This is a genomic window from Paraburkholderia strydomiana (assembly GCF_031456815.1).
Classification (GTDB): domain Bacteria; phylum Pseudomonadota; class Gammaproteobacteria; order Burkholderiales; family Burkholderiaceae; genus Paraburkholderia; species Paraburkholderia caledonica.
This window is the reverse complement of the sequence record NZ_JAVDVL010000015.1, coordinates 1-18,867: the sequence shown is the minus strand read 5'-3', so window position 1 is coordinate 18,867 and position 18,867 is coordinate 1. Positions and strand designations below refer to the sequence as shown.

The 18,867-nt window shown below is 58.7% G+C and carries 33 protein-coding genes; 1 reads left to right on the top strand and 32 read right to left on the bottom strand.

What is annotated here, in order from left to right; genetic code table 11:
* Positions 1-236 precede the first annotated feature (236 nt).
* On the top strand, positions 237-1,235 hold the full coding sequence (gene hemB, locus J2W46_RS29075; RefSeq protein ID WP_027805034.1) for a porphobilinogen synthase: 999 nt from the start codon (positions 237-239) through the stop codon (positions 1,233-1,235).
* Positions 1,236-1,395: 160 nt separating this feature from the next.
* On the opposite strand, the gene dsbD is transcribed toward hemB, so the two are convergent.
* The 32 genes from dsbD to J2W46_RS28915 form a co-directional block, all read right to left on the bottom strand.
* Positions 1,396-3,255 carry a protein-disulfide reductase DsbD gene (gene dsbD, locus J2W46_RS29070; RefSeq protein ID WP_310358515.1) on the bottom strand — a complete coding sequence of 620 codons (1,860 nt, stop codon included), beginning with the start codon at positions 3,253-3,255 and terminating at the stop codon, positions 1,396-1,398.
* Positions 3,248-3,580, bottom strand: a complete 333-nt coding sequence (cutA, locus tag J2W46_RS29065; RefSeq protein ID WP_374726885.1) for a divalent-cation tolerance protein CutA — start codon at positions 3,578-3,580, stop codon at positions 3,248-3,250. The genes dsbD and cutA overlap by 8 nt, the downstream gene beginning before the upstream one ends.
* Before the next feature lie 377 nt (positions 3,581-3,957).
* Positions 3,958-4,350 (bottom strand): 50S ribosomal protein L17, encoded by a 393-nt coding sequence (gene rplQ, locus J2W46_RS29060; RefSeq protein WP_006052227.1) that lies wholly within the window; start codon positions 4,348-4,350, stop codon positions 3,958-3,960.
* A gap of 169 nt (positions 4,351-4,519) precedes the next feature.
* Complete coding sequence (locus J2W46_RS29055) at positions 4,520-5,497, bottom strand: DNA-directed RNA polymerase subunit alpha (protein WP_006052226.1); 978 nt, start codon at positions 5,495-5,497, stop codon at positions 4,520-4,522.
* Between the two features lie 124 nt (positions 5,498-5,621).
* Complete coding sequence (rpsD, locus tag J2W46_RS29050) at positions 5,622-6,245, bottom strand: 30S ribosomal protein S4 (protein WP_310358512.1); 624 nt, start codon at positions 6,243-6,245, stop codon at positions 5,622-5,624.
* 156 nt (positions 6,246-6,401) lie between these two features.
* Positions 6,402-6,806: a 30S ribosomal protein S11 gene (gene rpsK / locus J2W46_RS29045; RefSeq protein WP_006052224.1), complete on the bottom strand. Its 405-nt coding sequence runs from the start codon at positions 6,804-6,806 to the stop codon at positions 6,402-6,404.
* A gap of 28 nt (positions 6,807-6,834) precedes the next feature.
* Entirely contained in the window at positions 6,835-7,200 is a 366-nt protein-coding gene (rpsM, locus tag J2W46_RS29040; protein ID WP_006052223.1) for a 30S ribosomal protein S13, read from the bottom strand.
* Positions 7,201-7,241: 41 nt separating this feature from the next.
* On the bottom strand, positions 7,242-7,358 hold the full coding sequence (rpmJ, locus tag J2W46_RS29035) for a 50S ribosomal protein L36 (RefSeq protein WP_004199844.1): 117 nt from the start codon (positions 7,356-7,358) through the stop codon (positions 7,242-7,244).
* A 20-nt stretch (positions 7,359-7,378) separates the two neighbouring features.
* Positions 7,379-7,597 (bottom strand): translation initiation factor IF-1, encoded by a 219-nt coding sequence (gene infA / locus J2W46_RS29030; protein WP_004521905.1) that lies wholly within the window; start codon positions 7,595-7,597, stop codon positions 7,379-7,381.
* Positions 7,598-7,605: 8 nt separating this feature from the next.
* A complete protein-coding gene (secY, locus tag J2W46_RS29025; protein WP_025601778.1) occupies positions 7,606-8,952 on the bottom strand; it encodes a preprotein translocase subunit SecY in 1,347 nt (448 codons plus the stop codon).
* A 46-nt stretch (positions 8,953-8,998) separates the two neighbouring features.
* Positions 8,999-9,433 carry a 50S ribosomal protein L15 gene (rplO, locus tag J2W46_RS29020; RefSeq protein WP_020070585.1) on the bottom strand — a complete coding sequence of 145 codons (435 nt, stop codon included), beginning with the start codon at positions 9,431-9,433 and terminating at the stop codon, positions 8,999-9,001.
* A 29-nt stretch (positions 9,434-9,462) separates the two neighbouring features.
* On the bottom strand, positions 9,463-9,645 hold the full coding sequence (rpmD, locus tag J2W46_RS29015; RefSeq protein ID WP_007180126.1) for a 50S ribosomal protein L30: 183 nt from the start codon (positions 9,643-9,645) through the stop codon (positions 9,463-9,465).
* A gap of 10 nt (positions 9,646-9,655) precedes the next feature.
* On the bottom strand, positions 9,656-10,174 hold the full coding sequence (rpsE, locus tag J2W46_RS29010; RefSeq protein ID WP_006052219.1) for a 30S ribosomal protein S5: 519 nt from the start codon (positions 10,172-10,174) through the stop codon (positions 9,656-9,658).
* Between the two features lie 14 nt (positions 10,175-10,188).
* Positions 10,189-10,554: a 50S ribosomal protein L18 gene (rplR, locus tag J2W46_RS29005; protein WP_006052218.1), complete on the bottom strand. Its 366-nt coding sequence runs from the start codon at positions 10,552-10,554 to the stop codon at positions 10,189-10,191.
* A 12-nt stretch (positions 10,555-10,566) separates the two neighbouring features.
* On the bottom strand, positions 10,567-11,097 hold the full coding sequence (gene rplF / locus J2W46_RS29000) for a 50S ribosomal protein L6 (RefSeq protein ID WP_006052217.1): 531 nt from the start codon (positions 11,095-11,097) through the stop codon (positions 10,567-10,569).
* 18 nt (positions 11,098-11,115) lie between these two features.
* On the bottom strand, positions 11,116-11,511 hold the full coding sequence (gene rpsH / locus J2W46_RS28995; protein ID WP_006052216.1) for a 30S ribosomal protein S8: 396 nt from the start codon (positions 11,509-11,511) through the stop codon (positions 11,116-11,118).
* Between the two features lie 14 nt (positions 11,512-11,525).
* The gene (gene rpsN / locus J2W46_RS28990; protein WP_006052215.1) at positions 11,526-11,831 is read right to left on the bottom strand and encodes a 30S ribosomal protein S14; all 306 of its coding nucleotides are present in this window, start codon (positions 11,829-11,831) and stop codon (positions 11,526-11,528) included.
* Between the two features lie 7 nt (positions 11,832-11,838).
* Positions 11,839-12,378 (bottom strand): 50S ribosomal protein L5, encoded by a 540-nt coding sequence (rplE, locus tag J2W46_RS28985; protein WP_006052214.1) that lies wholly within the window; start codon positions 12,376-12,378, stop codon positions 11,839-11,841.
* Between the two features lie 17 nt (positions 12,379-12,395).
* Positions 12,396-12,704 carry a 50S ribosomal protein L24 gene (gene rplX, locus J2W46_RS28980; RefSeq protein ID WP_020070584.1) on the bottom strand — a complete coding sequence of 103 codons (309 nt, stop codon included), beginning with the start codon at positions 12,702-12,704 and terminating at the stop codon, positions 12,396-12,398.
* 9 nt (positions 12,705-12,713) lie between these two features.
* Positions 12,714-13,082, bottom strand: a complete 369-nt coding sequence (gene rplN, locus J2W46_RS28975) for a 50S ribosomal protein L14 (RefSeq protein WP_006052212.1) — start codon at positions 13,080-13,082, stop codon at positions 12,714-12,716.
* 289 nt (positions 13,083-13,371) lie between these two features.
* Positions 13,372-13,644, bottom strand: a complete 273-nt coding sequence (rpsQ, locus tag J2W46_RS28970; RefSeq protein ID WP_007180129.1) for a 30S ribosomal protein S17 — start codon at positions 13,642-13,644, stop codon at positions 13,372-13,374.
* Positions 13,641-13,835 (bottom strand): 50S ribosomal protein L29, encoded by a 195-nt coding sequence (rpmC, locus tag J2W46_RS28965; protein WP_007180130.1) that lies wholly within the window; start codon positions 13,833-13,835, stop codon positions 13,641-13,643. Before rpmC ends, rpsQ begins: the two co-directional genes overlap by 4 nt.
* Positions 13,836-13,845: 10 nt before the next feature.
* Entirely contained in the window at positions 13,846-14,262 is a 417-nt protein-coding gene (gene rplP, locus J2W46_RS28960) for a 50S ribosomal protein L16 (protein WP_013340739.1), read from the bottom strand.
* A gap of 2 nt (positions 14,263-14,264) precedes the next feature.
* Positions 14,265-15,071: a 30S ribosomal protein S3 gene (rpsC, locus tag J2W46_RS28955; RefSeq protein ID WP_020070582.1), complete on the bottom strand. Its 807-nt coding sequence runs from the start codon at positions 15,069-15,071 to the stop codon at positions 14,265-14,267.
* An 11-nt stretch (positions 15,072-15,082) separates the two neighbouring features.
* Positions 15,083-15,412, bottom strand: a complete 330-nt coding sequence (gene rplV / locus J2W46_RS28950; protein WP_011490054.1) for a 50S ribosomal protein L22 — start codon at positions 15,410-15,412, stop codon at positions 15,083-15,085.
* 10 nt (positions 15,413-15,422) lie between these two features.
* Positions 15,423-15,698, bottom strand: a complete 276-nt coding sequence (gene rpsS, locus J2W46_RS28945) for a 30S ribosomal protein S19 (protein WP_004199273.1) — start codon at positions 15,696-15,698, stop codon at positions 15,423-15,425.
* Positions 15,699-15,708: 10 nt separating this feature from the next.
* Positions 15,709-16,536 carry a 50S ribosomal protein L2 gene (rplB, locus tag J2W46_RS28940; RefSeq protein ID WP_020070581.1) on the bottom strand — a complete coding sequence of 276 codons (828 nt, stop codon included), beginning with the start codon at positions 16,534-16,536 and terminating at the stop codon, positions 15,709-15,711.
* Positions 16,537-16,538: 2 nt separating this feature from the next.
* Positions 16,539-16,853 carry a 50S ribosomal protein L23 gene (gene rplW / locus J2W46_RS28935; protein ID WP_007180135.1) on the bottom strand — a complete coding sequence of 105 codons (315 nt, stop codon included), beginning with the start codon at positions 16,851-16,853 and terminating at the stop codon, positions 16,539-16,541.
* Entirely contained in the window at positions 16,850-17,470 is a 621-nt protein-coding gene (rplD, locus tag J2W46_RS28930) for a 50S ribosomal protein L4 (RefSeq protein WP_007180136.1), read from the bottom strand. The genes rplW and rplD overlap by 4 nt, the downstream gene beginning before the upstream one ends.
* Positions 17,470-18,129, bottom strand: coding sequence for a 50S ribosomal protein L3 (gene rplC / locus J2W46_RS28925; protein WP_007180137.1), 660 nt, complete (start codon positions 18,127-18,129; stop codon positions 17,470-17,472). The genes rplD and rplC overlap by 1 nt, the downstream gene beginning before the upstream one ends.
* 201 nt (positions 18,130-18,330) lie before the next feature.
* Positions 18,331-18,642: a 30S ribosomal protein S10 gene (gene rpsJ, locus J2W46_RS28920; RefSeq protein ID WP_006998489.1), complete on the bottom strand. Its 312-nt coding sequence runs from the start codon at positions 18,640-18,642 to the stop codon at positions 18,331-18,333.
* A 130-nt stretch (positions 18,643-18,772) separates the two neighbouring features.
* On the bottom strand, positions 18,773-18,867 hold a 95-nt coding region (locus J2W46_RS28915; RefSeq protein ID WP_024163108.1), incomplete at its 5' end, for an EF-Tu C-terminal domain-related protein.

Below are 18,867 nucleotides of genomic sequence, written 5' to 3'. Positions count from 1 at the left end.
ACGCGCTCTTTCCGCCGCCCATAAAAAAACCCGCCGCTTTAACGGCGGGTCAAACAGCCTAATCGAAAAACGACAGGCACCCGCTCAGGGAGGAGAAGCGGGGAGGTCAGCGCCAAGCGCCTTGCTCGATCGGTATGATATACCATTGTCTTGAAAAGTTTCCGTGAGCGGCCGCCGTCTCCCGAGCACCTCTCTGGGCACTGTCCTACGTCAAGACATCCACGATCTTCAATTCCATGAGCTTCTACCCGCACTATCGTCCTCGCCGCATGCGCCGCGACGACTTCTCGCGCCGCCTGATGCGCGAGAACATCCTCACCACCAACGATCTGATTTACCCCGTTTTTGTAGTCGAAGGCACTAACGTGCGGCAAGCCGTGCCGTCGATGCCTGGCGTCGAGCGGGTTTCGGTCGACTTGCTGATGAAAGTCGCCGAGCAATGCGTCGAGCTCGGCGTGCCGGTGCTGTCGCTGTTTCCGGCGATCGAGCCGTCGCTCAAGACACCCGATGGCCGCGAAGCGACCAACGCCGCTGGTCTGATCCCGCGGGCGGTTCGCGAGCTGAAGAAGCACTTCCCGGATCTGGGCGTTCTCACCGACGTCGCGCTGGATCCGTACACGAGCCACGGCCAGGACGGCGTGCTCGACGAAAACGGCTACGTGATTAACGATGAGACCGTCGACATCCTGATCGAACAGGCACGCGCGCAAGCTGAAGCCGGCGTAGATATCGTCGCGCCTTCGGACATGATGGACGGCCGAATCGGCGCCATCCGCGAAATGCTGGAAAGCGAGGACCATGTCCACACGCGGATCATGGCCTATGCGGCCAAATTCGCGTCCGCGTTCTACGGCCCGTTCCGCGACGCTGTGGGCTCCGCGACGAACCTCGGCAAAAGCAACAAGATGACGTACCAGATGGACCCCGCCAACTCCAACGAGGCGTTGCGCGAGGTGCAAGCGGACATCAACGAAGGCGCCGACATGGTCATGGTCAAGCCAGGCATGCCTTACCTGGATATCGTGCGCCGGGTGAAGGACGAGTTCCAGTTCCCGACCTACGTCTATCAGGTCAGCGGCGAATACGCGATGCTGAAGGCAGCGGCTCAGAACGGGTGGCTGGACCACGACAAGGCGATGATGGAATCGCTGCTCGCCTTCAAGCGCGCGGGCGCGGACGGCATTCTGACCTATTTCGCGCTGGATGCAGCGAGGATTCTTCGCTCGCAGAAGTAGTTGCGCCGCGCCTGGCGGCAGCTAGCTCGTCTGGCGGGGACTAAGTCGATTCACGTGCGAGTTCAGCAAGGGCCAGAACGTGAAATGGAGGCGGACTTTTGGTCACGCCTCCGTTTTTTTATCCACTCGCGCTTGCCGCTCGTTCATGCGGTCAATGCGATCACGCCTGAGGTCGGCTCGCCCGTTCGAGCGTGCGCAGAAATTTGTCGGCCGACTCGTAACCGACGACGCGCAGTACCTCCTTGCCGCCGCGGTCGAAGAAGATAATTCCCGGCGGCCCGAAAAGGCCAAAGCGCTTGAGCAGTGCCTGGTCGTCGGTGTTGTTGGCAGTGACGTCGGCGCGCAGCAGGTTCATCTCCTTCAATTTCGCCTGGACGCGCGGGTCGCTGAAAGTGAATTTCTCCATCTCTTTGCAACTGACGCACCAGTCGGCGTAGAAATCGAGCATGGCAGGCTGCGCAGCGGCTTTGACGGCCTCGTCCAGTCCGACCGATGATCGCACCGGTTGAAACGCCAGATCGGCCTGCGACGCATTCTGGGGCGAGCCAGCCACACGATCCGGCACCGGCGCGCCGCCGCGCGTCGCCAGCACGGCCAACGGACGCAGCGGATCTGACGAGCCAGCCGCCAGTCCAACGAGCAGCACCGCCGCCCAAACGGCAAAGGCGGCGCCGATACCGCGGCCGAGCCGGCGCCATATCGATGCTTGCGCCAAAGGTGCCGAAAAGAGACCCAGCGACGCCGCAGCGATCAAGAGCCAGAGCGCACTCAGGAGCATGGCAGCCGTTGCTCCGAGCACCGGCCAGACGATCCAGAGCGCCGCGGCGAGCAGCACGACACCGAACAGCACTTTAACGCTGTCCATCCACGCGCCGGCGCGCGGCAGCAAGGTTCCGGCACCAAATCCGATGATAAGCAACGGCACGCCAAGCCCAAGTCCCATGGAGAACAGCGCGGCGCCGCCGAGCACCGCATTCCCCGTGTGCGCGATGAAGGCGAGCACCGCGAAGAGCGGCGCAGTCATGCAGGCACCCACGACCAACGCGGACAGCGCGCCCATTCCGGCAACGGCTGCAAACTTGCCGCCAGAGCGCTGCGCCGACACGTGCGAAACGCCTTCCTGCCAACGCTGCGGCAGTGCGATATCGAAACCCGCAATCAACGTGAGCGCAAAAACGGTCAGTAGTACGCCGAACGCGCCCAACACCCACGGATTTTGCAGCCACGCGCCCAGACTTTGCCCAACGAGCGCGGCGGCAATTCCGAGGGCGGTGTAGACGAGCGCCATTCCGACTACATAGGCGAGCGATAGCGCCAAACCTCTCGCGCGCGTGACCCGTGCGCCCTCGCCGATGATGATTGCCGAAAGAATCGGAATCATCGGGTATGAGCACGGCAGCAGGCTCAGCACCATGCCCGCGACGAAGTAAAGTCCGATGATCGTAAGGAAACCGCCGCCTTGGAGCAGCGATTGCGCGTAATCGGCGTTGGTGGCCCGCTCGTACCACGGGGTATCGCTTGACTCAGATTGCAGCGCGCCCGCGCTGCCCGCCGGTTGCAGAGCAGCACCGCTTACATGGTAGACGCGCTCCATCGGCGGATAGCAGATACCGGCGTCCGCACACCCTTGGGATGTCACGGCCAGATCGAACCCTCCGGCGGCCTGCTTAACCGGGATGCGGATCGTCAGCTCGTTGCGATACGTCTCGACGTTCTTGTTGAATGTCTGATCGAACTTGATATGGCCCGCCGGCAACTGCGGCTCACCGATTGTCGCGTTGCCACTGCGGGTTGCGAATGCGAAACGCTCCCGATACATGTAGTAGCCGTCAGCAATTTTGTACGTAACGTCGACTTCGCCCGGCTTTTCTGCCGCACTGAACTTGAACGCTACCGCGGGATCCAGGAAGTCGTCTGCCGCACGGGCGAGCATGCAGAACTGCGCCAGGATCAGGCCGGCAAAGAGGAGGAATACGGCACGAAGCGCATGGCGCGCGCGCCCGTCGAGACAGTTAAACATGTAGAGGGCGTTGGGTTTCTGCAAGGATCCACTGACCATAAATGGCCGAGGCCGTCGCTTGCCACGACAGAATTTCCGGCGTGTCGTATGGATGGTGCGTCTGTATGTATTGCTCAAGCTCAAGAGCACGTGCGGCGCTCGTCTTGAACAACAACTGTATTTCTTGTGCCGTTTCGACCTGCCCTTGCCAGTGGTAGCGCGATTGCACGGCGCCGAGTTGCGTTACGCAGGCGCATAGCCGGGCAGCGAGCGCGTCTGCGGCGAGCTTGTCAGCAACGGTCGCGTCGGGCACCGTCGTCAGGATCAAGGTAACACTCACGCTCACTGAAAGCTCCGGCAAGGCACGATTCGGGTGGCAATATCGTATCACCTGGCAGTCAAGTGCCGCAGGCAGCGCGGGCTCGCGTGTGCGGCATTTGGCCACTGCGGATTGACTGGCTGCGCGCTTGAACTTGGATCCGTAAAGCGCTGCAGCCGTGGTGGGTGGCTTTCAGGCATGCATGCTGCAGCGATGCGACCGGTTGGTCATGCGCGCTTCGACCTCCTGCCGTGGCGCTTTTCGATCGGCTTTTCCTACCCAACCCTGCGACTCACGGAGACATTTGCCTAGCCCGAAAAACAAAACCCCACGCTCCGAGAAACGTGGGGTTCGTCTGCATTCTGTAGCCAAGCGTGACGTCTGGCTCTTTAGTGCCTCGAAGCTTACTCGGCTTCTTGCACTTCAACTTCTTCAACTTCCGGACGATCGAGCAATTCGACCAGAGCCATCGGTGCATTGTCGCCGACGCGGAAGCCGAACTTCAGCACGCGCAGGTAGCCGCCCGGACGGGTAGCGTAGCGCGGGCCGAGGACTTCAAACAACTTCGTGACCGAGTCACGGTCGCGCAGGCGGTTGAATGCCAGACGGCGATTTGCAAGCGACGGCTTCTTGCCCAGCGTGATCAGCGGCTCGACAACTTTACGGAGTTCTTTCGCCTTCGGCAGCGTGGTCTTGATGACTTCGTGCTCGATCAGCGAGTTGGACATATTACGGAGCATTGCCAGACGGTGGCTGCTCGTGCGGTTCAGTTTCCGCAGACCATGACGGTGACGCATGTTGATTCCTTCGATTCAGAGTTTTGGTCCAGCTCTTCTATCGCGCTCGATCTACTGCAAATTCGAGTGCACGGGCCGGTAGTTGAAAAAGGCAAGACGCGGATTCTAAAGGAAAATCCGCGTCTGTGCCAGTGCAGCGACGGGTTCTGCCCCGAGACGAAGCGCCGACTTACTTGTCCAGCCCAGCGGGCGGCCAATTTTCGAGCTTCATGCCGAGCGTCAAACCACGCGACGCCAGTACTTCCTTGATTTCGTTCAACGACTTGCGGCCCAGATTCGGCGTTTTGAGCAACTCGTTTTCCGTGCGCTGGATCAGATCGCCGATGTAGTAGATGTTCTCGGCCTTCAGACAGTTCGCTGACCGAACCGTCAATTCGAGATCATCGACCGGACGCAGCAGGATCGGATCGATCTGCGGCGCGCGCGACGGCGCTTCAGCCGTTGCTTCGGTGCCTTCCAGTGCGGCGAACACAGACAGTTGATCAACGAGAATGCGAGCCGATTGACGAATCGCTTCTTCCGGCGAGATGACACCGTTCGTTTCGATGTTCATCACGAGCTTGTCGAGGTCGGTACGCTGTTCGACGCGAGCGCTTTCAACGGCGTAGCTCACGCGGCGAACCGGCGAGAACGACGCGTCCAGCACGATACGGCCGATGATCTTGGCCGACTCTTCGCCGTAACGACGCACATTGCCCGGCACGTAACCGCGGCCCTTCTCGACCTTGATCTGGACGTCGAGCTTGCCGCCCTTCGACAGATGCGCAATCACGTGATCAGGGTTGATGACTTCGCAATCATGCGCGAGTTCGATATCGCCAGCAGTGACAACGCCTTCGCCTTCCTTGCGCAGCGTAACCGTCACTTCGTCACGGTTATGCAGCTTGAACACTACGCCCTTCAGGTTCAACAACAGGTTGACCACGTCCTCTTGCACACCGTCGAGCGTCGAATACTCATGTACGACGCCTGCGATCGTCACTTCGGTCGGCGCGTAGCCAATCATCGACGACAACAGCACGCGCCGGAGCGCGTTACCCAAGGTGTGGCCGTAACCGCGTTCAAACGGTTCCATGACCACTTTCGCGTGGCTTTCGCCCAGCGATTCAACTGCGATGATCTTGGGCTTCAACAAACTGGTTTGCATAGGTTTTCCTTTTCAATACCCTCGGCTCGTTACACCGATAAGGCTGACCGGTAACAACCTGAAAATAAACAGCCGAGACTCCCCCTTGCGCAACGCAATCGGGGTGCCCCGGCCATTAATCCGATTACCGCGAATACAATTCGACGATCAGGCTTTCGTTGATATCGCCAGCGATGTCGCTGCGTTCCGGCTTGGACTTGAACGTGCCTTCGAACTTCTTCGAATCGACAGCGACCCAGCTGGGCAAACCGCCTTGTTCAGCCAGCGACAGCGCTTCGAGGATACGCGCTTGCTTCTTCGATTGTTCGCGCACTGCGACGACGTCGCCTGCCTTCACTTGCATCGACGGGATGTTCGACACAACGCCGTTCACCATGATCGCCTTGTGGCTCACGAGCTGACGTGCTTCAGCACGCGTCGAGCCGAAGCCCATGCGATACACGACGTTATCCAGACGCGACTCGAGCAATTGCAGCAGGTTCTCACCCGTGTTGCCCTTCAGACGGTCGGCTTCAGCGAAGTAACGGCGGAATTGGCGCTCGAGGACACCGTAGATGCGCTTCACTTTTTGCTTTTCGCGCAACTGCGTGCCGTAGTCGGACGTACGTGCACCCGACGTGCGGCCATGCTGGCCAGGCTTGCTGTCAAGCTTGCACTTGTCAGCGAGCGAACGACGGGCGCTCTTCAGGAACAGGTCAGTGCCTTCACGGCGGGACAGCTTGGCCTTAGGGCCGATATAACGTGCCACGTTGATTCCTTCGTTGATTGATCACGCGAATGCAGACACTCGCGCTAGTCCGAACCCTTTGGGTCGAACAGTGGGCTTAGTCAATTCAATAGCGCAAGCAGCCTGTTTCGCCGGTTACTAAATCCGGCGGCAACAGGCGCTAGCGAAAACAGCGTCTTAGATACGACGACGCTTCGGCGGACGGCAGCCGTTGTGCGGGACCGGAGTGACGTCGGAGATCGCGGTGATCTTGATGCCAAGACCATGCAACGCGCGCACCGCCGATTCACGGCCAGGACCGGGGCCCTTGATCCGCACTTCGAGGTTCTTCACGCCGTATTCCATCGCCACGCGGCCAGCCGATTCGGCTGCCACCTGGGCTGCAAACGGGGTCGATTTACGCGAGCCCTTGAAGCCCTGACCACCCGACGTTGCCCAAGCAAGTGCATTGCCTTGACGATCGGTGATCGTGATGATGGTGTTGTTGAACGACGCGTGAACGTGAACCACGCCCTCGGCGACGTTCTTCTTGACCTTCTTGCGAACGCGTTGCGCCGCGGAGTTGTTCGAAGCCTTAGCCATTACGTTTTCCTGTAACTGTCAGTTCCGCTTACTTCTTCAGCGATTGCGCTGCACGACGCGGACCCTTGCGCGTACGGGCATTCGTACGCGTACGCTGGCCGCGCAGGGGCAAGCCCTTACGATGCCGAACGCCACGGTAGCAGCCGAGATCCATCAGGCGCTTAATGTTCATCGTCGTTTCACGGCGCAGATCGCCTTCAACGATGAACTTGCCGACTTCTTCACGCAGCTTTTCGAGGTCTGCGTCGTTCAGGTCTTTGACCTTCTTCGAAAATGCCACACCAGCAGCGACGCAAATGTCGCGCGAGCGCGTGCGGCCGATACCGTAAATAGCCGTCAGGCCGATTTCAGTATGCTGGTGATTCGGGATGTTAACCCCTGCGATACGAGCCATTGTTTTTCCTCAAACAAAAAGCGCAAGCAAAAGCGCGGCGTTCAGCCTTGACGCTGTTTGTGGCGCGGATCAGAGCTGCAAATCACGCGCACAACGCCTTTGCGCTTGATGATCTTGCAATTGCGGCAAATGCGCTTAACCGATGCCATCACTTTCATGATATTACCCTTTTTTCAAATCACTTCGCCCGGAACACGATCCGCGCACGCGACAGATCGTAAGGCGTCAATTCAACCGTCACCTTGTCGCCCGGCAAGATTCGGATGTAGTGCATCCGCATCTTCCCGGATATGTGTCCCAATACGACATGGCCGTTTTCCAGCTTCACCCTGAAGGTAGCGTTAGGCAGGTTTTCGATGACTTCACCCTGCATCTGGATAACATCGTCTTTGGCCATAAGTCCTTTCAACGCATCGGGACGCCGCCGCCTTTGAAATTAGCTTTCTTCAGCAGCGATTCATACTGTTGCGACATAACGTACGACTGCACCTGCGCCATGAAATCCATTGTGACGACGACAATGATCAGCAGCGACGTTCCACCAAAATAAAACGGCACGTTCCAGCGCAGCACCAAGAACTCGGGCAGCAGACAAACAAACACGATGTAGATCGCACCGGCCAGCGTCAGACGCGTCAGGATGCGGTCGATATATCGCGCCGTTTGATCGCCCGGGCGGATGCCAGGAACGAATGCGCCACTCTTCTTCAGGTTGTCGGCCGTCTCCCTGCTGTTGAACACCAGAGCGGTGTAGAAAAAGCAGAAGAATACGATCGCCAACGCGTACAGCAACACATACACGGGTTGGCCGGGCTTGAGGGCTTCGGCCACATTATGCAGCGTGTCTGCGAACCAGCCGGTACGCGACCCCGAACTAAACCAGTTCAGGATGGTTGCCGGGAAGAGAATGATCGACGATGCAAAGATCGGCGGAATCACGCCCGACATGTTCAACTTCAGCGGCAAATGCGAGGATTGACCGCCGTAAATCTTGTTACCGACTTGCCGCTTCGCGTAGTTCACAAGGATCTTGCGCTGGCCGCGTTCGATGAACACCACCAGATACGTCACAGCAGCAATCAACGCAACGACAATAATCGCCGAGATGATACTCATCGAGCCGGTTCGGACCAGTTCAAAGAGACCACCGATTGCATTCGGGAAACCCGCTGCAATACCGCCGAAAATGATGATCGAGATACCGTTGCCGAGTCCGCGCTCCGTAATCTGCTCACCGAGCCACATCAGGAACATCGTGCCCGTTACCAGCGTCACGACCGTCGTCAGCCGAAACACCATTCCCGGATCGATCACGAGAGCCGGCTGATTTTCCAATGCCACGGCGATGCCGAATGCCTGGAACGTCGCCAGCAAGACCGTGAAGATCCGCGTGTACTGCGTGATCTTCCGCTGCCCCGCCTGCCCTTCCTTTTTCAGCGCTTCCAGCTGCGGCGAGACAATCGCCAGCAACTGCATGATGATCGACGCCGAGATGTACGGCATGATCCCAAGCGCGAAAATCGTGAACCGCGAAAGTGCGCCACCCGAAAACATGTTGAACATGCCAAGGATGCCGCCCGACTGGCTCTGGAACAACTTTGCCAGCTGGTCCGGGTCGATACCCGGCACCGGAATGTGCGCGCCGATACGGTAGACGATCAGCGCCAGCAGCAGAAACACTGCTCGCCGACGCAGATCGCCAAACTTCGCCGCGCTGCGACCGGGTTTTGCGAGACTCGGGCTGTTAGCCAAGTACCTTCTCCGATGCAAATGCTAGTGACGGCAAATAACTTGCGCGTTACTCGGCAAAAGAGCCGCCGGCTGCTTCAATAGCAGCGCGCGCACCCTTCGTCGCACCCAGACCCTTCACAACGATCTTGCGCTTGAGCTCGCCCGTCGCGATGATCTTGGCGCTCTTGATCAGCTCGCCAACCAAACCGGCTTGCTTCAGAGCCAACAGGTCGATTTCGTCGACCGGCAGCTTTTCCAGATCGGAGAGACGCACTTCACCAACGAACTCCTTCGTCAGCGAGGTGAAGCCACGCTTCGGCAGGCGACGTTGCAGCGGCATTTGACCGCCTTCGAAGCCAACCTTGTGAAAGCCGCCCGAACGCGACTTCTGACCTTTGTGACCACGGCCGGCGGTCTTGCCCAGGCCAGAGCCGATGCCGCGACCAACGCGACGCTTTGCGTGCTTCGCGCCTTCAGCCGGCTTCAGGTTATTCAATTCCATTATCAACTCCTTGAGTCCCGGTCAGCCGCTTAGCTGATGACCTTAACGAGGTACGAAACCTTGTTGATCATGCCGCGCACGGCCGGCGTGTCCTGCAATTCGCTAACCGAGTTGAGTCGGCGCAGACCGAGGCCACGCACCGTTGCACGGTGCGTTTCGCGGGTGCCGATCAGGCTCTTGACGAGCTGGACCTTGACAGTTTTATCAGACATGGTGTCCACCTTAGCCCAGAATATCTTCGACGGACTTGCCGCGCTTCGCCGCGATGTCGCCCGGCGTGGACTGCTTGCGCAGACCGTCGAGCGTTGCACGAACGAGGTTATACGGGTTCGTCGAACCGTGGCTCTTGGCCACAACGTTCTGCACGCCCATCACGTCGAACACTGCGCGCATCGGACCGCCAGCGATCACACCGGTACCGTCCTTCGCCGGAGCGAGGAGGACCATCGATGCGCCGTGCTTGCCGTGCACTTCGTGTTGCAGGGTACCGTTCTTCAGCGGCACCTTGAACATGTTGCGGCGGGCTTGTTCCATCGCCTTCTGGACAGCGACAGGCACTTCCTTCGCCTTGCCCTTGCCCATACCGACGCGGCCATCACCGTCGCCGACCACGGTCAGTGCGGCGAAACCGAGAATACGGCCACCCTTCACGACCTTGGTCACGCGGTTGACCGAAATCATCTTTTCACGCAGGCCGTCGTCGCGTTCGTCAGCCTGAACTTTCGCTTGCATCTTTGCCATGACGAATTCTTCCCTTAGAACTTGAGTCCGGCTTCGCGCGCCGCATCAGCCAGCGCTTTCACGCGGCCGTGGTAACGGAAACCCGAACGGTCGAAGGCGACGGATTCGATGCCGGCAGCCTTAGCCTTTTCTGCAATGCGCTTGCCGATCAGCGTGGCAGCAGCGACGTTGCCGCCCTTGCCCGTTTGATCAGCCAGTTGCGCACGCACTTCGGCCTCGAGCGTCGACGCGCTGGCGAGCACCTTGGTGCCGCACGGCGAGAACACTTGCGCATAGATGTGCGTATTCGTGCGATGCACGGCGAGACGCGCGACCTGCAGCTCAGCGATCTTGATACGCGTCTGACGAGCGCGGCGCAGGCGAGATTGAGTCTTATCCATGATTGCGCACCCTTACTTCTTCTTCGTTTCTTTGAGGATCACGACCTCGTTGGCGTAGCGCACACCCTTGCCCTTATAGGGCTCCGGCGGACGATAGCCGCGCACTTCTGCCGCGACTTGGCCAACTTTCTGCTTGTCGATCCCCTTGATCACGATTTCGGTTTGCGACGGGGTTTCAGCCTTGACGCCTTCCGGCATCTGGTGCACCACGGGGTGCGAGAAACCCAGCGACAGGTTCAGCTTGTCGCCTTGCGCCTGTGCGCGGTAACCGACGCCAACCAGCGTCAGCTTGCGCTCGAAACCCTTCGTCACGCCGTTCACCATGTTCGCCACCAGTGCGCGCATCGTGCCCGACATCGCATTCGCTTCGCGGCTTTCGTCAACCGGCTCGATCTTCAGAATGCCGTTGTCGTTCACCACTTTCACGAGGCGGTTAGCCGCCTGCGTAATCGTACCCAGCGGGCCCTTGACGGTAATGCGATCGTCGCTCAGGGCCACTTCTGCGCCTTGCAGCGCGATCGGGCTTTTACCTACTCGAGACATGTTTCTCTCCTTTCGGCCTTAAGCGACGTAGCAGATGACTTCGCCGCCAACGCCCGTTGCGCGCGCCTTGCGGTCCGTCATCACGCCCTTCGGCGTCGACACGATTGCCACGCCGAGGCCATTCATGACCACGGGGATGTCGTTACGGCCGCGGTACACACGCAGACCAGGCTTCGAGACGCGCTCAATGCGCTCGATCACCGGACGGCCAGCGTAGTACTTCAACACGATGTTCAATTCAGACTTCGCACCTTCGGACTTCACTGCGAAATCATCGATATAGCCTTCGTCCTTCAGGACCTGCGCAATCGCAACCTTGACTTTCGACGAGGGCATAGTCACCGAGACTTTCTCAACCATCTGCGCGTTGCGGATGCGAGTCAGCATATCGGCGATAGGATCACTCATGCTCATTTACGTTTCTCCTATTACCAGCTCGCCTTGGTCAGGCCAGGGATCTCGCCGCGGAACGCGATTTCGCGAATCTTGTTACGCGCCAGCCCGAATTTACGGAACGTACCGCGCGGACGACCGGTAATTGCGCAACGATTGCGCTTACGGGTCGGGTTAGAGTTGCGCGGCAGTTGTTGCAGTTCCAGACGTGCTGCGTAATGCTCTTCGTCCGACTTGCTCATATCGCCGATGATCGCCTTCAACTCTGCGCGCTTGGGCGCGTACTTAGCGGCGAGGCGAGCACGCTTCTTTTCACGTTCGATCAGTGCCAGTTTAGCCACGGTAACCTCAGTTTCTGAACGGGAACTTGAAGCTGGCGAGCAGAGCCTTTGCTTCGTCGTCGGTCTTCGCAGTCGTCGTGATGCTGATGTTCAGCCCACGCAGTGCGTCGATCTTGTCGTAGTCGATTTCGGGGAAAATGATCTGCTCTTTCACACCGATGTTGTAGTTGCCGCGACCGTCGAACGCACGACCCGACACGCCACGGAAGTCACGCACACGGGGGAGCGCAACCGTCACGAAACGGTCCAGAAATTCGTACATTGCCTGACCACGCAACGTGACCATTGCACCGATCGGGTATCCCTGACGGATCTTGAAGCCAGCGATTGCCTTGCGTGCCTTCGTGATCACCGGCTTTTGGCCTGCGATCTTCGTCAGGTCGCCAACGGCGTTTTCGATGATCTTCTTGTCAGCAACCGCTTCGCCAAGGCCCATGTTCAGGGTGATCTTGGTGATGCGCGGCACTTCCATCACGGACTTGTAACCGAACTTCTCGATGAGGCCGGGTACAACCTTTTCTTTGTAAAACTCTTGCAAACGAGCCATTTTTTTACTCCGCAGCGTCAGGCGCTCAGCTCGGCACCAGTCGTCTTAAGGAAACGGACCTTCTTGTCTCCTTCGACCTTGATGCCTACACGCGACGCCTTGCCATTCGCGTCGACCAATGCGACGTTCGAAATTTGCAGCGGCATCGTCTTGGCTTCCACACCACCCGTCGTACCCTTCATCGGGTTCGGCTTGACGTGTTTCTTGACGAGGTTGATACCCTCGACAGTGACCTTGCCTTCGCCAACGGACAGCACGACGCCGCGCTTGCCTTTATCTTTGCCGGTGATGACGATAACTTCGTCACCTTTGCGAATCTTGTTCATCGCGACTCCTTACAGCACTTCAGGTGCCAACGAAACGATCTTCATGAATCGTTCGCTGCGCAACTCGCGCGTGACAGGCCCGAAAATACGGGTGCCAATAGGTTCGAGCTTGGCATTCAACAACACTGCGGCGTTGCCATCGAACTTGATCAGCGAGCCGTCCTGACGGCGCACGCCCTTGGCGGTGCGAACCACCACAGCGTTATAAATTTCGCCTTTCTTCACGCGCCCGCGCGGCGTTGCTTCTTTGACGGTCACCTTGATGATGTCGCCAATGCTGGCATAACGACGCTTCGAGCCGCCGAGCACCTTGATGCACATGACTTCACGCGCACCCGTGTTGTCGGCCACTTCAAGCCGAGTTTCGGTCTGGATCATGGTTTATCTTTCCCAACTTAATCCGGCCACACCACCATGGCGTACCCGGTCAGTCTTGGTCCCGTCAGCCAATCGGCTGCTTGGGTTAGAACAGCAGCGACGGCAAACGAAACCCGCCATCGCAATCCGGTGAATCCTTCGGGACAGACTGGCGCCTGAACCGCTTCCCCCACCAACTTCGCCCGCGACGGGGCTCCCATAAAGAGGGAAGACCGAGATTATAACAAATAATCTCGGTCTTGCAAGCGAAATCTACTGCGATTTCAACAACTTCTACTACTCAGCGGCGTCAGATGACGCGAGCAGCCTCGACCAGGCGAGCCACAACCCAAGCCTTCGTCTTCGAAATCGGACGAGTTTCCTGGATCTCAACGAGGTCACCCTCGTTGTACGTGTTCGCGTCGTCGTGCGCGTGGTACTTCTTCGAGCGCACAACATACTTGCCGTAGATCGGGTGCTTCACGCGGTGCTCAACCAGCACGGTGACCGTCTTGTCCATCTTGTTGCTGACGACCTTGCCGACCAGCGTCCGCTTGAGCGAGGTTTTTACGCTATCGTTCATTTCTGGTTCGCCTTCTCAGTCAGGACGGTCCGCACACGTGCGATGTCGCGACGAACCTTCTTCAGCTGGCTCGTGTTCGTGAGCTGCTGGGTCGCGAGTTGCATGCGCAGGCCGAATTGCGCCTTCAGCAGGTCCGACAGCTCCTTGTTGAGCGCGGCCTGATCTTTCTGGTGAAGTTCGGAAGCCTTCATCATTTGCTCCTTAGGCGCCGAGCTGACGCACGATGAACGTCGTCTTAAGCGGCAGCTTAGCTGCAGCCAGACGGAACGCTTCGCGTGCCAGCTCTTCGGTTACGCCGTCCATTTCGTACAGCATCTTGCCCGGTTGAATCTCTGCGACGTAGTACTCAGGGTTACCTTTACCGTTACCCATACGTACTTCAGCCGGCTTGTGCGAGATCGGCTTGTCCGGGAAGATGCGGATCCAGATGCGGCCACCACGCTTGATGTGACGCGTCATTGCACGACGTGCCGCTTCAATCTGGCGCGCGGTCAAACGACCACGACCGATAGCCTTCAGGCCGAATTCACCGAACGACACCGCGTTACCGCGGGTAGCGACACCGGTGTTACGACCTTTCTGCTCTTTGCGATACTTTCTGCGTTTCGGTTGCAGCATCGTTATTCTCCAGTCTTCCCGTCGCCGCCGGCACCGCCAGCACGACGAGGAGCGCCACGGCGTGCACCTGCCGGGCCACCACCTTCACCATCGCGACGCGGACGGCGATCGCCACCCGGACGTGCGTTGCGACGCGGACGCTTTTCTTCGGCGACTTCTTCAACCACCGGTGCGTCGTTGCGGCCGAGCGTATCGCCCTTGTAGACCCACACCTTCACGCCGATGATGCCGTACGTCGTCTTCGCTTCCGAAGTCGCATAGTCGATATCTGCGCGCAGTGTATGAAGCGGAACGCGACCTTCGCGATACCATTCCGTACGAGCGATTTCGATACCGTTCAGACGACCAGCGCTCATGATCTTGATGCCTTGAGCACCCAGACGCATCGCGTTCTGCATCGCACGCTTCATCGCGCGGCGGAACATGATCCGGCGCTCGAGCTGTTGCGTGATCGAGTCGGCGATCAGTTGCGCATCGGTTTCCGGCTTGCGGATTTCTTCGATGTTGACGTGGACCGGAACGCCCATGCGGCGTTGCAGTTCCGACTTCAGCAGCTCGATATCCTCGCCCTTCTTACCGATGACCACACCCGGACGCGAGCTATAAATCGTGATGCGCGCGTTTTTCGCCGGGCGCTCGATAACGACGCGACCAACCGAAGCGTTCTTCAGCTTCTTCTTCAGGTATTCACGAACACCGATGTCTTCCTGCAACATCGCCGCGAAATTGTTGTTGTTCGCGTACCAACGCGACGCCCAATTGCGGCTGACGGCCAAACGGAAGCCAGTCGGATGAATTTTCTGTCCCATCGTATGACCCCTTAATTCCCGACCGTCACAGTGATGTGACAGGATTGCTTCTCGATGCGGTTACCGCGGCCTTTAGCGCGCGCGGTAAAACGCTTGAGCGACGCAGCCTTGTCGATGTAAATGCTCGTGATCTTGAGCTCATCGATATCGGCGCCTTCGTTATGCTCCGCATTCGCGATCGCCGACAGCACGACCTTTTTCACGATTCCCGCAGCCTTCTTCGGCGAGAACGTCAGAACGTTCAGCGCCTTGTCGACCGGCAAACCGCGGATCTGGTCAGCCACAAGGCGCGTTTTCTGCGCCGAGATGCGGGCACCGCGATGAATTGCTTTCACTTCCATCTTGAGCCCCTTATTTCTTAGCCTTCTTGTCGGCTGCGTGACCCTTGAACGTACGGGTCAGTGCGAACTCGCCAAGCTTGTGGCCGACCATGTTTTCCGAGATGTACACCGGAACGTGTTGACGGCCGTTATGAACGGCGATCGTCAGACCGATGAAATCCGGGAGGATCGTCGAGCGACGCGACCAGGTTTTGATCGGCTTCTTATCCCGCGAAGCTGCTGCCGCCTCAACTTTCTTCAGCAAATGGGCGTCGCAGAACGGACCTTTTTTTACAGAACGTGCCATTGCCTACTCCTTAACGCTTGTGACGGCGCTGGACGATCATGCTCGTCGTGCGCTTGTTGCTGCGGGTGCGATAACCCTTAGCAGGCGTGCCCCACGGGCTCACCGGATCGCGACCTGCAGCCGTCTTGCCTTCACCACCACCGTGCGGGTGATCGACCGGGTTCATTGCAACGCCACGCACCGTCGGGCGGATACCGCGCCAGCGGTTTGCGCCAGCCTTACCGATTTGACGGAGGCTATGCTCTTCGTTGCCAACTTCACCAATCGTCGCGCGGCACTCAACGTGGACGCGGCGGATTTCACCCGAGCGCAGGCGGACCTGTGCGTAGATGCCTTCACGAGCCAGCAACATCGCCGACGTGCCAGCCGAACGCGCCATTTGCGCGCCCTTGCCCGGCAGCATTTCGATGCAGTGAATCGTCGTACCGACCGGAATGTTGCGGATCGGCAGCGTGTTGCCTGCGCGAATCGGCGCTTCCGAACCGGACATCAGCTGCTGACCGACGGTGATACCCTTCGGAGCGATGATGTAACGACGCTCGCCGTCCGCATACAGAACCAGCGCGATGTTCGCGCTACGGTTCGGATCGTATTCGAGACGTTCGACCTTCGCTGCAATGCCGTCCTTGTTGCGACGGAAATCGACGACACGGTAATGATGCTTGTGACCACCACCCTTGTGACGCGTAGTGATGTGGCCATTGTTGTTACGGCCGGCGGTCGAGGATTGCGAGTCGAGCAGCGGTGCAAACGGCTTGCCCTTGTACAGATCCTTGTTGACCACCTTGACCATCGCGCGGCGACCCGGCGAAGTCGGCTTAACTTTAACGATTGCCATGATTACTTGGCCTCCGCTTCAAAGTTGATTTCCTGGCCGGGCTTCAGGCAGACGTATGCCTTCTTCACGTCTTTGCGCTTGCCCATGAAGCGGCCAAAGCGCTTGGCTTTGCCCTTCGAGACCAGCACGTTGACGGAATTGACTTCCACCTTGAACAGCAGCTCGACTGCAGCTTTCACTTCCTGCTTCGTGGCATCGGGCGCGACTTCGAACACGACTTGCTCGTTCTTGTCGGCCACCAGCGTCGCCTTTTCGGAGATCACCGGCGCGAGCAGGACCTGCATCAAACGATGATCGTTTTTGCGAATCTCGCTCATGACAGCAACTCCTCGATCTGGGCGACCGCAGCCTTCGTGATCAGGATCTTCTTGAAGTAGATCAGCGACAGCGGGTCGGCGTAACGCGGCTCGACAACCGCCACATGGGCGAGGTTGCGCGACGCGAGGTACAGGTTTTCGTCAACCGTGTCGGTAATCACCAGCACGGAGTCGAGACCCATCGCCTTGAATTTTTCGGCCAGCAGCTTGGTCTTCGGAGCTTCGAGCGTCAGCTCGTCGACAACCGAGATACGGCCTTCGCGGGCCAGCTGCGAGAAGATCGAGCAGAGACCTGCGCGATGCATCTTCTTGTTAACCTTGTGCGAAAAGTTTTCTTCCGGCGAATTCGGGAAGATCCGGCCACCGCCGCGCCACAACGGGCTCGACGACATACCGGCACGGGCGCGGCCCGTACCCTTCTGACGCCACGGCTTCTTGGTCGTGTGCTTGACTTGCTCACGATCCTTCTGCGCGCGGTTGCCGCTACGGGCATTCGCTTGATACGCAACCACCACCTGGTGAATCAGGGCTTCGTTGTAATCGCGGCCGAACACGACGTCCGACGCGCTAACGCCTGCACCTTCCTGACCATTGGCATTCAGGAGCTTAAGTTCCATTATTTCGCTCCTTTCACGGCACGCGTCTTCACGGCCGGCGTAACGAATACCTTGCCACCCTTCGCACCCGGAACGGCGCCCTTGACCAGCAACAGCTTGCGGTCAGCGTCGATACGAGCGATTTCGAGGTTTTGCACCGTTACCGTGTCGTCACCCATGTGACCGGTCATGCGCTTACCCGGGAAAACACGACCCGGATCCTGCGCCATACCGATCGAACCCGGCACGTTGTGCGAGCGCGAGTTACCGTGTGATGCACGGCCGGATGCGAAGTTGTAACGCTTGATGGTACCGGCGTAGCCCTTACCAATCGACACGCCTTGCACGTCGACCTTCTGGCCTACTTCGAACAGGTCAGGACCAACTACGGTGCCGTTCGACAACTCGGCAGCCTTAGCGGCGTCGATCTGGAATTCTTTGAGGATTTCACCGGCTTGAACACCGGCTTTGGCGAGATGACCGGCCAACGGCTTCGTCACACGCGATGCACGGCGCGTACCGAATGCAACCTGCACGGCCGTGTAGCCGTCGGTTTCAACAGTCTTGATCTGCGTCACGCGGTTGTCGGACACGTCCAGCACGGTAACGGGAATCGAATCCCCTTCTGCCGTGAAGATACGGGTCATGCCAACCTTGCGACCTACGAGTCCAAGGCTCATCGTTTTCTCCATTCCCGACTGCGATTGGTCGGGGCTAATTTACAAAATGCCGGTGCCGTTTCGGGCATGAATTCATGCTGCAGCACACCGACTTTTTTGCGCAAATGCGCGAAAAGCCTTGCATTATAGCGAGGCTTTTCGTTTTCTGCAAGCAATCAAAGACTTAGCGTTGTCAGCGGCGCTGAGCAACGCTCGAAGCCCTTATTGCAGCTTGATTTCGACGTCCACGCCAGCCGGCAAGTCCAGCTTCATCAGTGCGTCGACGGTCTTGTCCGTCGGATCGACGATGTCCATCAGGCGCTGGTGCGTGCGGATTTCGAGCTGATCGCGCGACGTCTTGTTGACGTGCGGCGAACGCAGGATATCGAAGCGTTGAATGCGGGTCGGCAGGGGCACCGGACCACGAACGATTGCGCCAGTCCGCTTTGCCGTGTCGACGATTTCAGCAGCCGATTGGTCGATCAGGCGATAGTCGAAAGCCTTCAGGCGAATGCGGATTTTCTGGTTCTGCATGACAATTCCTTGAAAAAGAGCGAGGCGGTATTGCGCCGCCAGACAGTAAAAGAACGTAGAGCCGGGCGCCCGCTGAGGTCCGGCGCCCGGCTCCGGGCACCACTTACAGCAAATACGTCAATCCGCGATTTTACTCGAGAATCTTGGCAACGACACCGGCGCCGACGGTACGGCCGCCTTCGCGGATAGCGAAGCGCAGACCTTCTTCCATCGCGATCGGGTTGA

What these genes read in the sequence shown, in the direction of transcription:
- hemB (WP_027805034.1), top strand. Translation starts at nt 237, where the DNA reads ATGAGCTTCTACCCGCACTATCGTCCTCGCCGCATGCGCCGCGACGAC.
- dsbD (WP_310358515.1), bottom strand. Translation starts at nt 3,255, where the DNA reads ATGTTTAACTGTCTCGACGGGCGCGCGCGCCATGCGCTTCGTGCCGTA.
- rplQ (WP_006052227.1), bottom strand. Translation starts at nt 4,350, where the DNA reads ATGCGTCACCGTCATGGTCTGCGGAAACTGAACCGCACGAGCAGCCAC.
- J2W46_RS29055 (WP_006052226.1), bottom strand. Translation starts at nt 5,497, where the DNA reads ATGCAAACCAGTTTGTTGAAGCCCAAGATCATCGCAGTTGAATCGCTG.
- rpsK (WP_006052224.1), bottom strand. Translation starts at nt 6,806, where the DNA reads ATGGCTAAGGCTTCGAACAACTCCGCGGCGCAACGCGTTCGCAAGAAG.
- rpsM (WP_006052223.1), bottom strand. Translation starts at nt 7,200, where the DNA reads ATGGCTCGTATCGCAGGGGTTAACATCCCGAATCACCAGCATACTGAA.
- rpmJ (WP_004199844.1), bottom strand. Translation starts at nt 7,358, where the DNA reads ATGAAAGTGATGGCATCGGTTAAGCGCATTTGCCGCAATTGCAAGATC.
- infA (WP_004521905.1), bottom strand. Translation starts at nt 7,597, where the DNA reads ATGGCCAAAGACGATGTTATCCAGATGCAGGGTGAAGTCATCGAAAAC.
- rplO (WP_020070585.1), bottom strand. Translation starts at nt 9,433, where the DNA reads ATGGAATTGAATAACCTGAAGCCGGCTGAAGGCGCGAAGCACGCAAAG.
- rpmD (WP_007180126.1), bottom strand. Translation starts at nt 9,645, where the DNA reads ATGTCTGATAAAACTGTCAAGGTCCAGCTCGTCAAGAGCCTGATCGGC.
- rpsE (WP_006052219.1), bottom strand. Translation starts at nt 10,174, where the DNA reads ATGGCAAAGATGCAAGCGAAAGTTCAGGCTGACGAACGCGACGACGGC.
- rplR (WP_006052218.1), bottom strand. Translation starts at nt 10,554, where the DNA reads ATGGATAAGACTCAATCTCGCCTGCGCCGCGCTCGTCAGACGCGTATC.
- rplF (WP_006052217.1), bottom strand. Translation starts at nt 11,097, where the DNA reads ATGTCTCGAGTAGGTAAAAGCCCGATCGCGCTGCAAGGCGCAGAAGTG.
- rpsH (WP_006052216.1), bottom strand. Translation starts at nt 11,511, where the DNA reads ATGAGCATGAGTGATCCTATCGCCGATATGCTGACTCGCATCCGCAAC.
- rplE (WP_006052214.1), bottom strand. Translation starts at nt 12,378, where the DNA reads ATGGCTCGTTTGCAAGAGTTTTACAAAGAAAAGGTTGTACCCGGCCTC.
- rplX (WP_020070584.1), bottom strand. Translation starts at nt 12,704, where the DNA reads ATGAACAAGATTCGCAAAGGTGACGAAGTTATCGTCATCACCGGCAAA.
- rplN (WP_006052212.1), bottom strand. Translation starts at nt 13,082, where the DNA reads ATGATCCAGACCGAAACTCGGCTTGAAGTGGCCGACAACACGGGTGCG.
- rpsQ (WP_007180129.1), bottom strand. Translation starts at nt 13,644, where the DNA reads ATGAACGATAGCGTAAAAACCTCGCTCAAGCGGACGCTGGTCGGCAAG.
- rpmC (WP_007180130.1), bottom strand. Translation starts at nt 13,835, where the DNA reads ATGAAGGCTTCCGAACTTCACCAGAAAGATCAGGCCGCGCTCAACAAG.
- rplP (WP_013340739.1), bottom strand. Translation starts at nt 14,262, where the DNA reads ATGCTGCAACCGAAACGCAGAAAGTATCGCAAAGAGCAGAAAGGTCGT.
- rpsC (WP_020070582.1), bottom strand. Translation starts at nt 15,071, where the DNA reads ATGGGACAGAAAATTCATCCGACTGGCTTCCGTTTGGCCGTCAGCCGC.
- rplV (WP_011490054.1), bottom strand. Translation starts at nt 15,412, where the DNA reads ATGGAAGTGAAAGCAATTCATCGCGGTGCCCGCATCTCGGCGCAGAAA.
- rpsS (WP_004199273.1), bottom strand. Translation starts at nt 15,698, where the DNA reads ATGGCACGTTCTGTAAAAAAAGGTCCGTTCTGCGACGCCCATTTGCTG.
- rplB (WP_020070581.1), bottom strand. Translation starts at nt 16,536, where the DNA reads ATGGCAATCGTTAAAGTTAAGCCGACTTCGCCGGGTCGCCGCGCGATG.
- rplW (WP_007180135.1), bottom strand. Translation starts at nt 16,853, where the DNA reads ATGAGCGAGATTCGCAAAAACGATCATCGTTTGATGCAGGTCCTGCTC.
- rplD (WP_007180136.1), bottom strand. Translation starts at nt 17,470, where the DNA reads ATGGAACTTAAGCTCCTGAATGCCAATGGTCAGGAAGGTGCAGGCGTT.
- rplC (WP_007180137.1), bottom strand. Translation starts at nt 18,129, where the DNA reads ATGAGCCTTGGACTCGTAGGTCGCAAGGTTGGCATGACCCGTATCTTC.
- rpsJ (WP_006998489.1), bottom strand. Translation starts at nt 18,642, where the DNA reads ATGCAGAACCAGAAAATCCGCATTCGCCTGAAGGCTTTCGACTATCGC.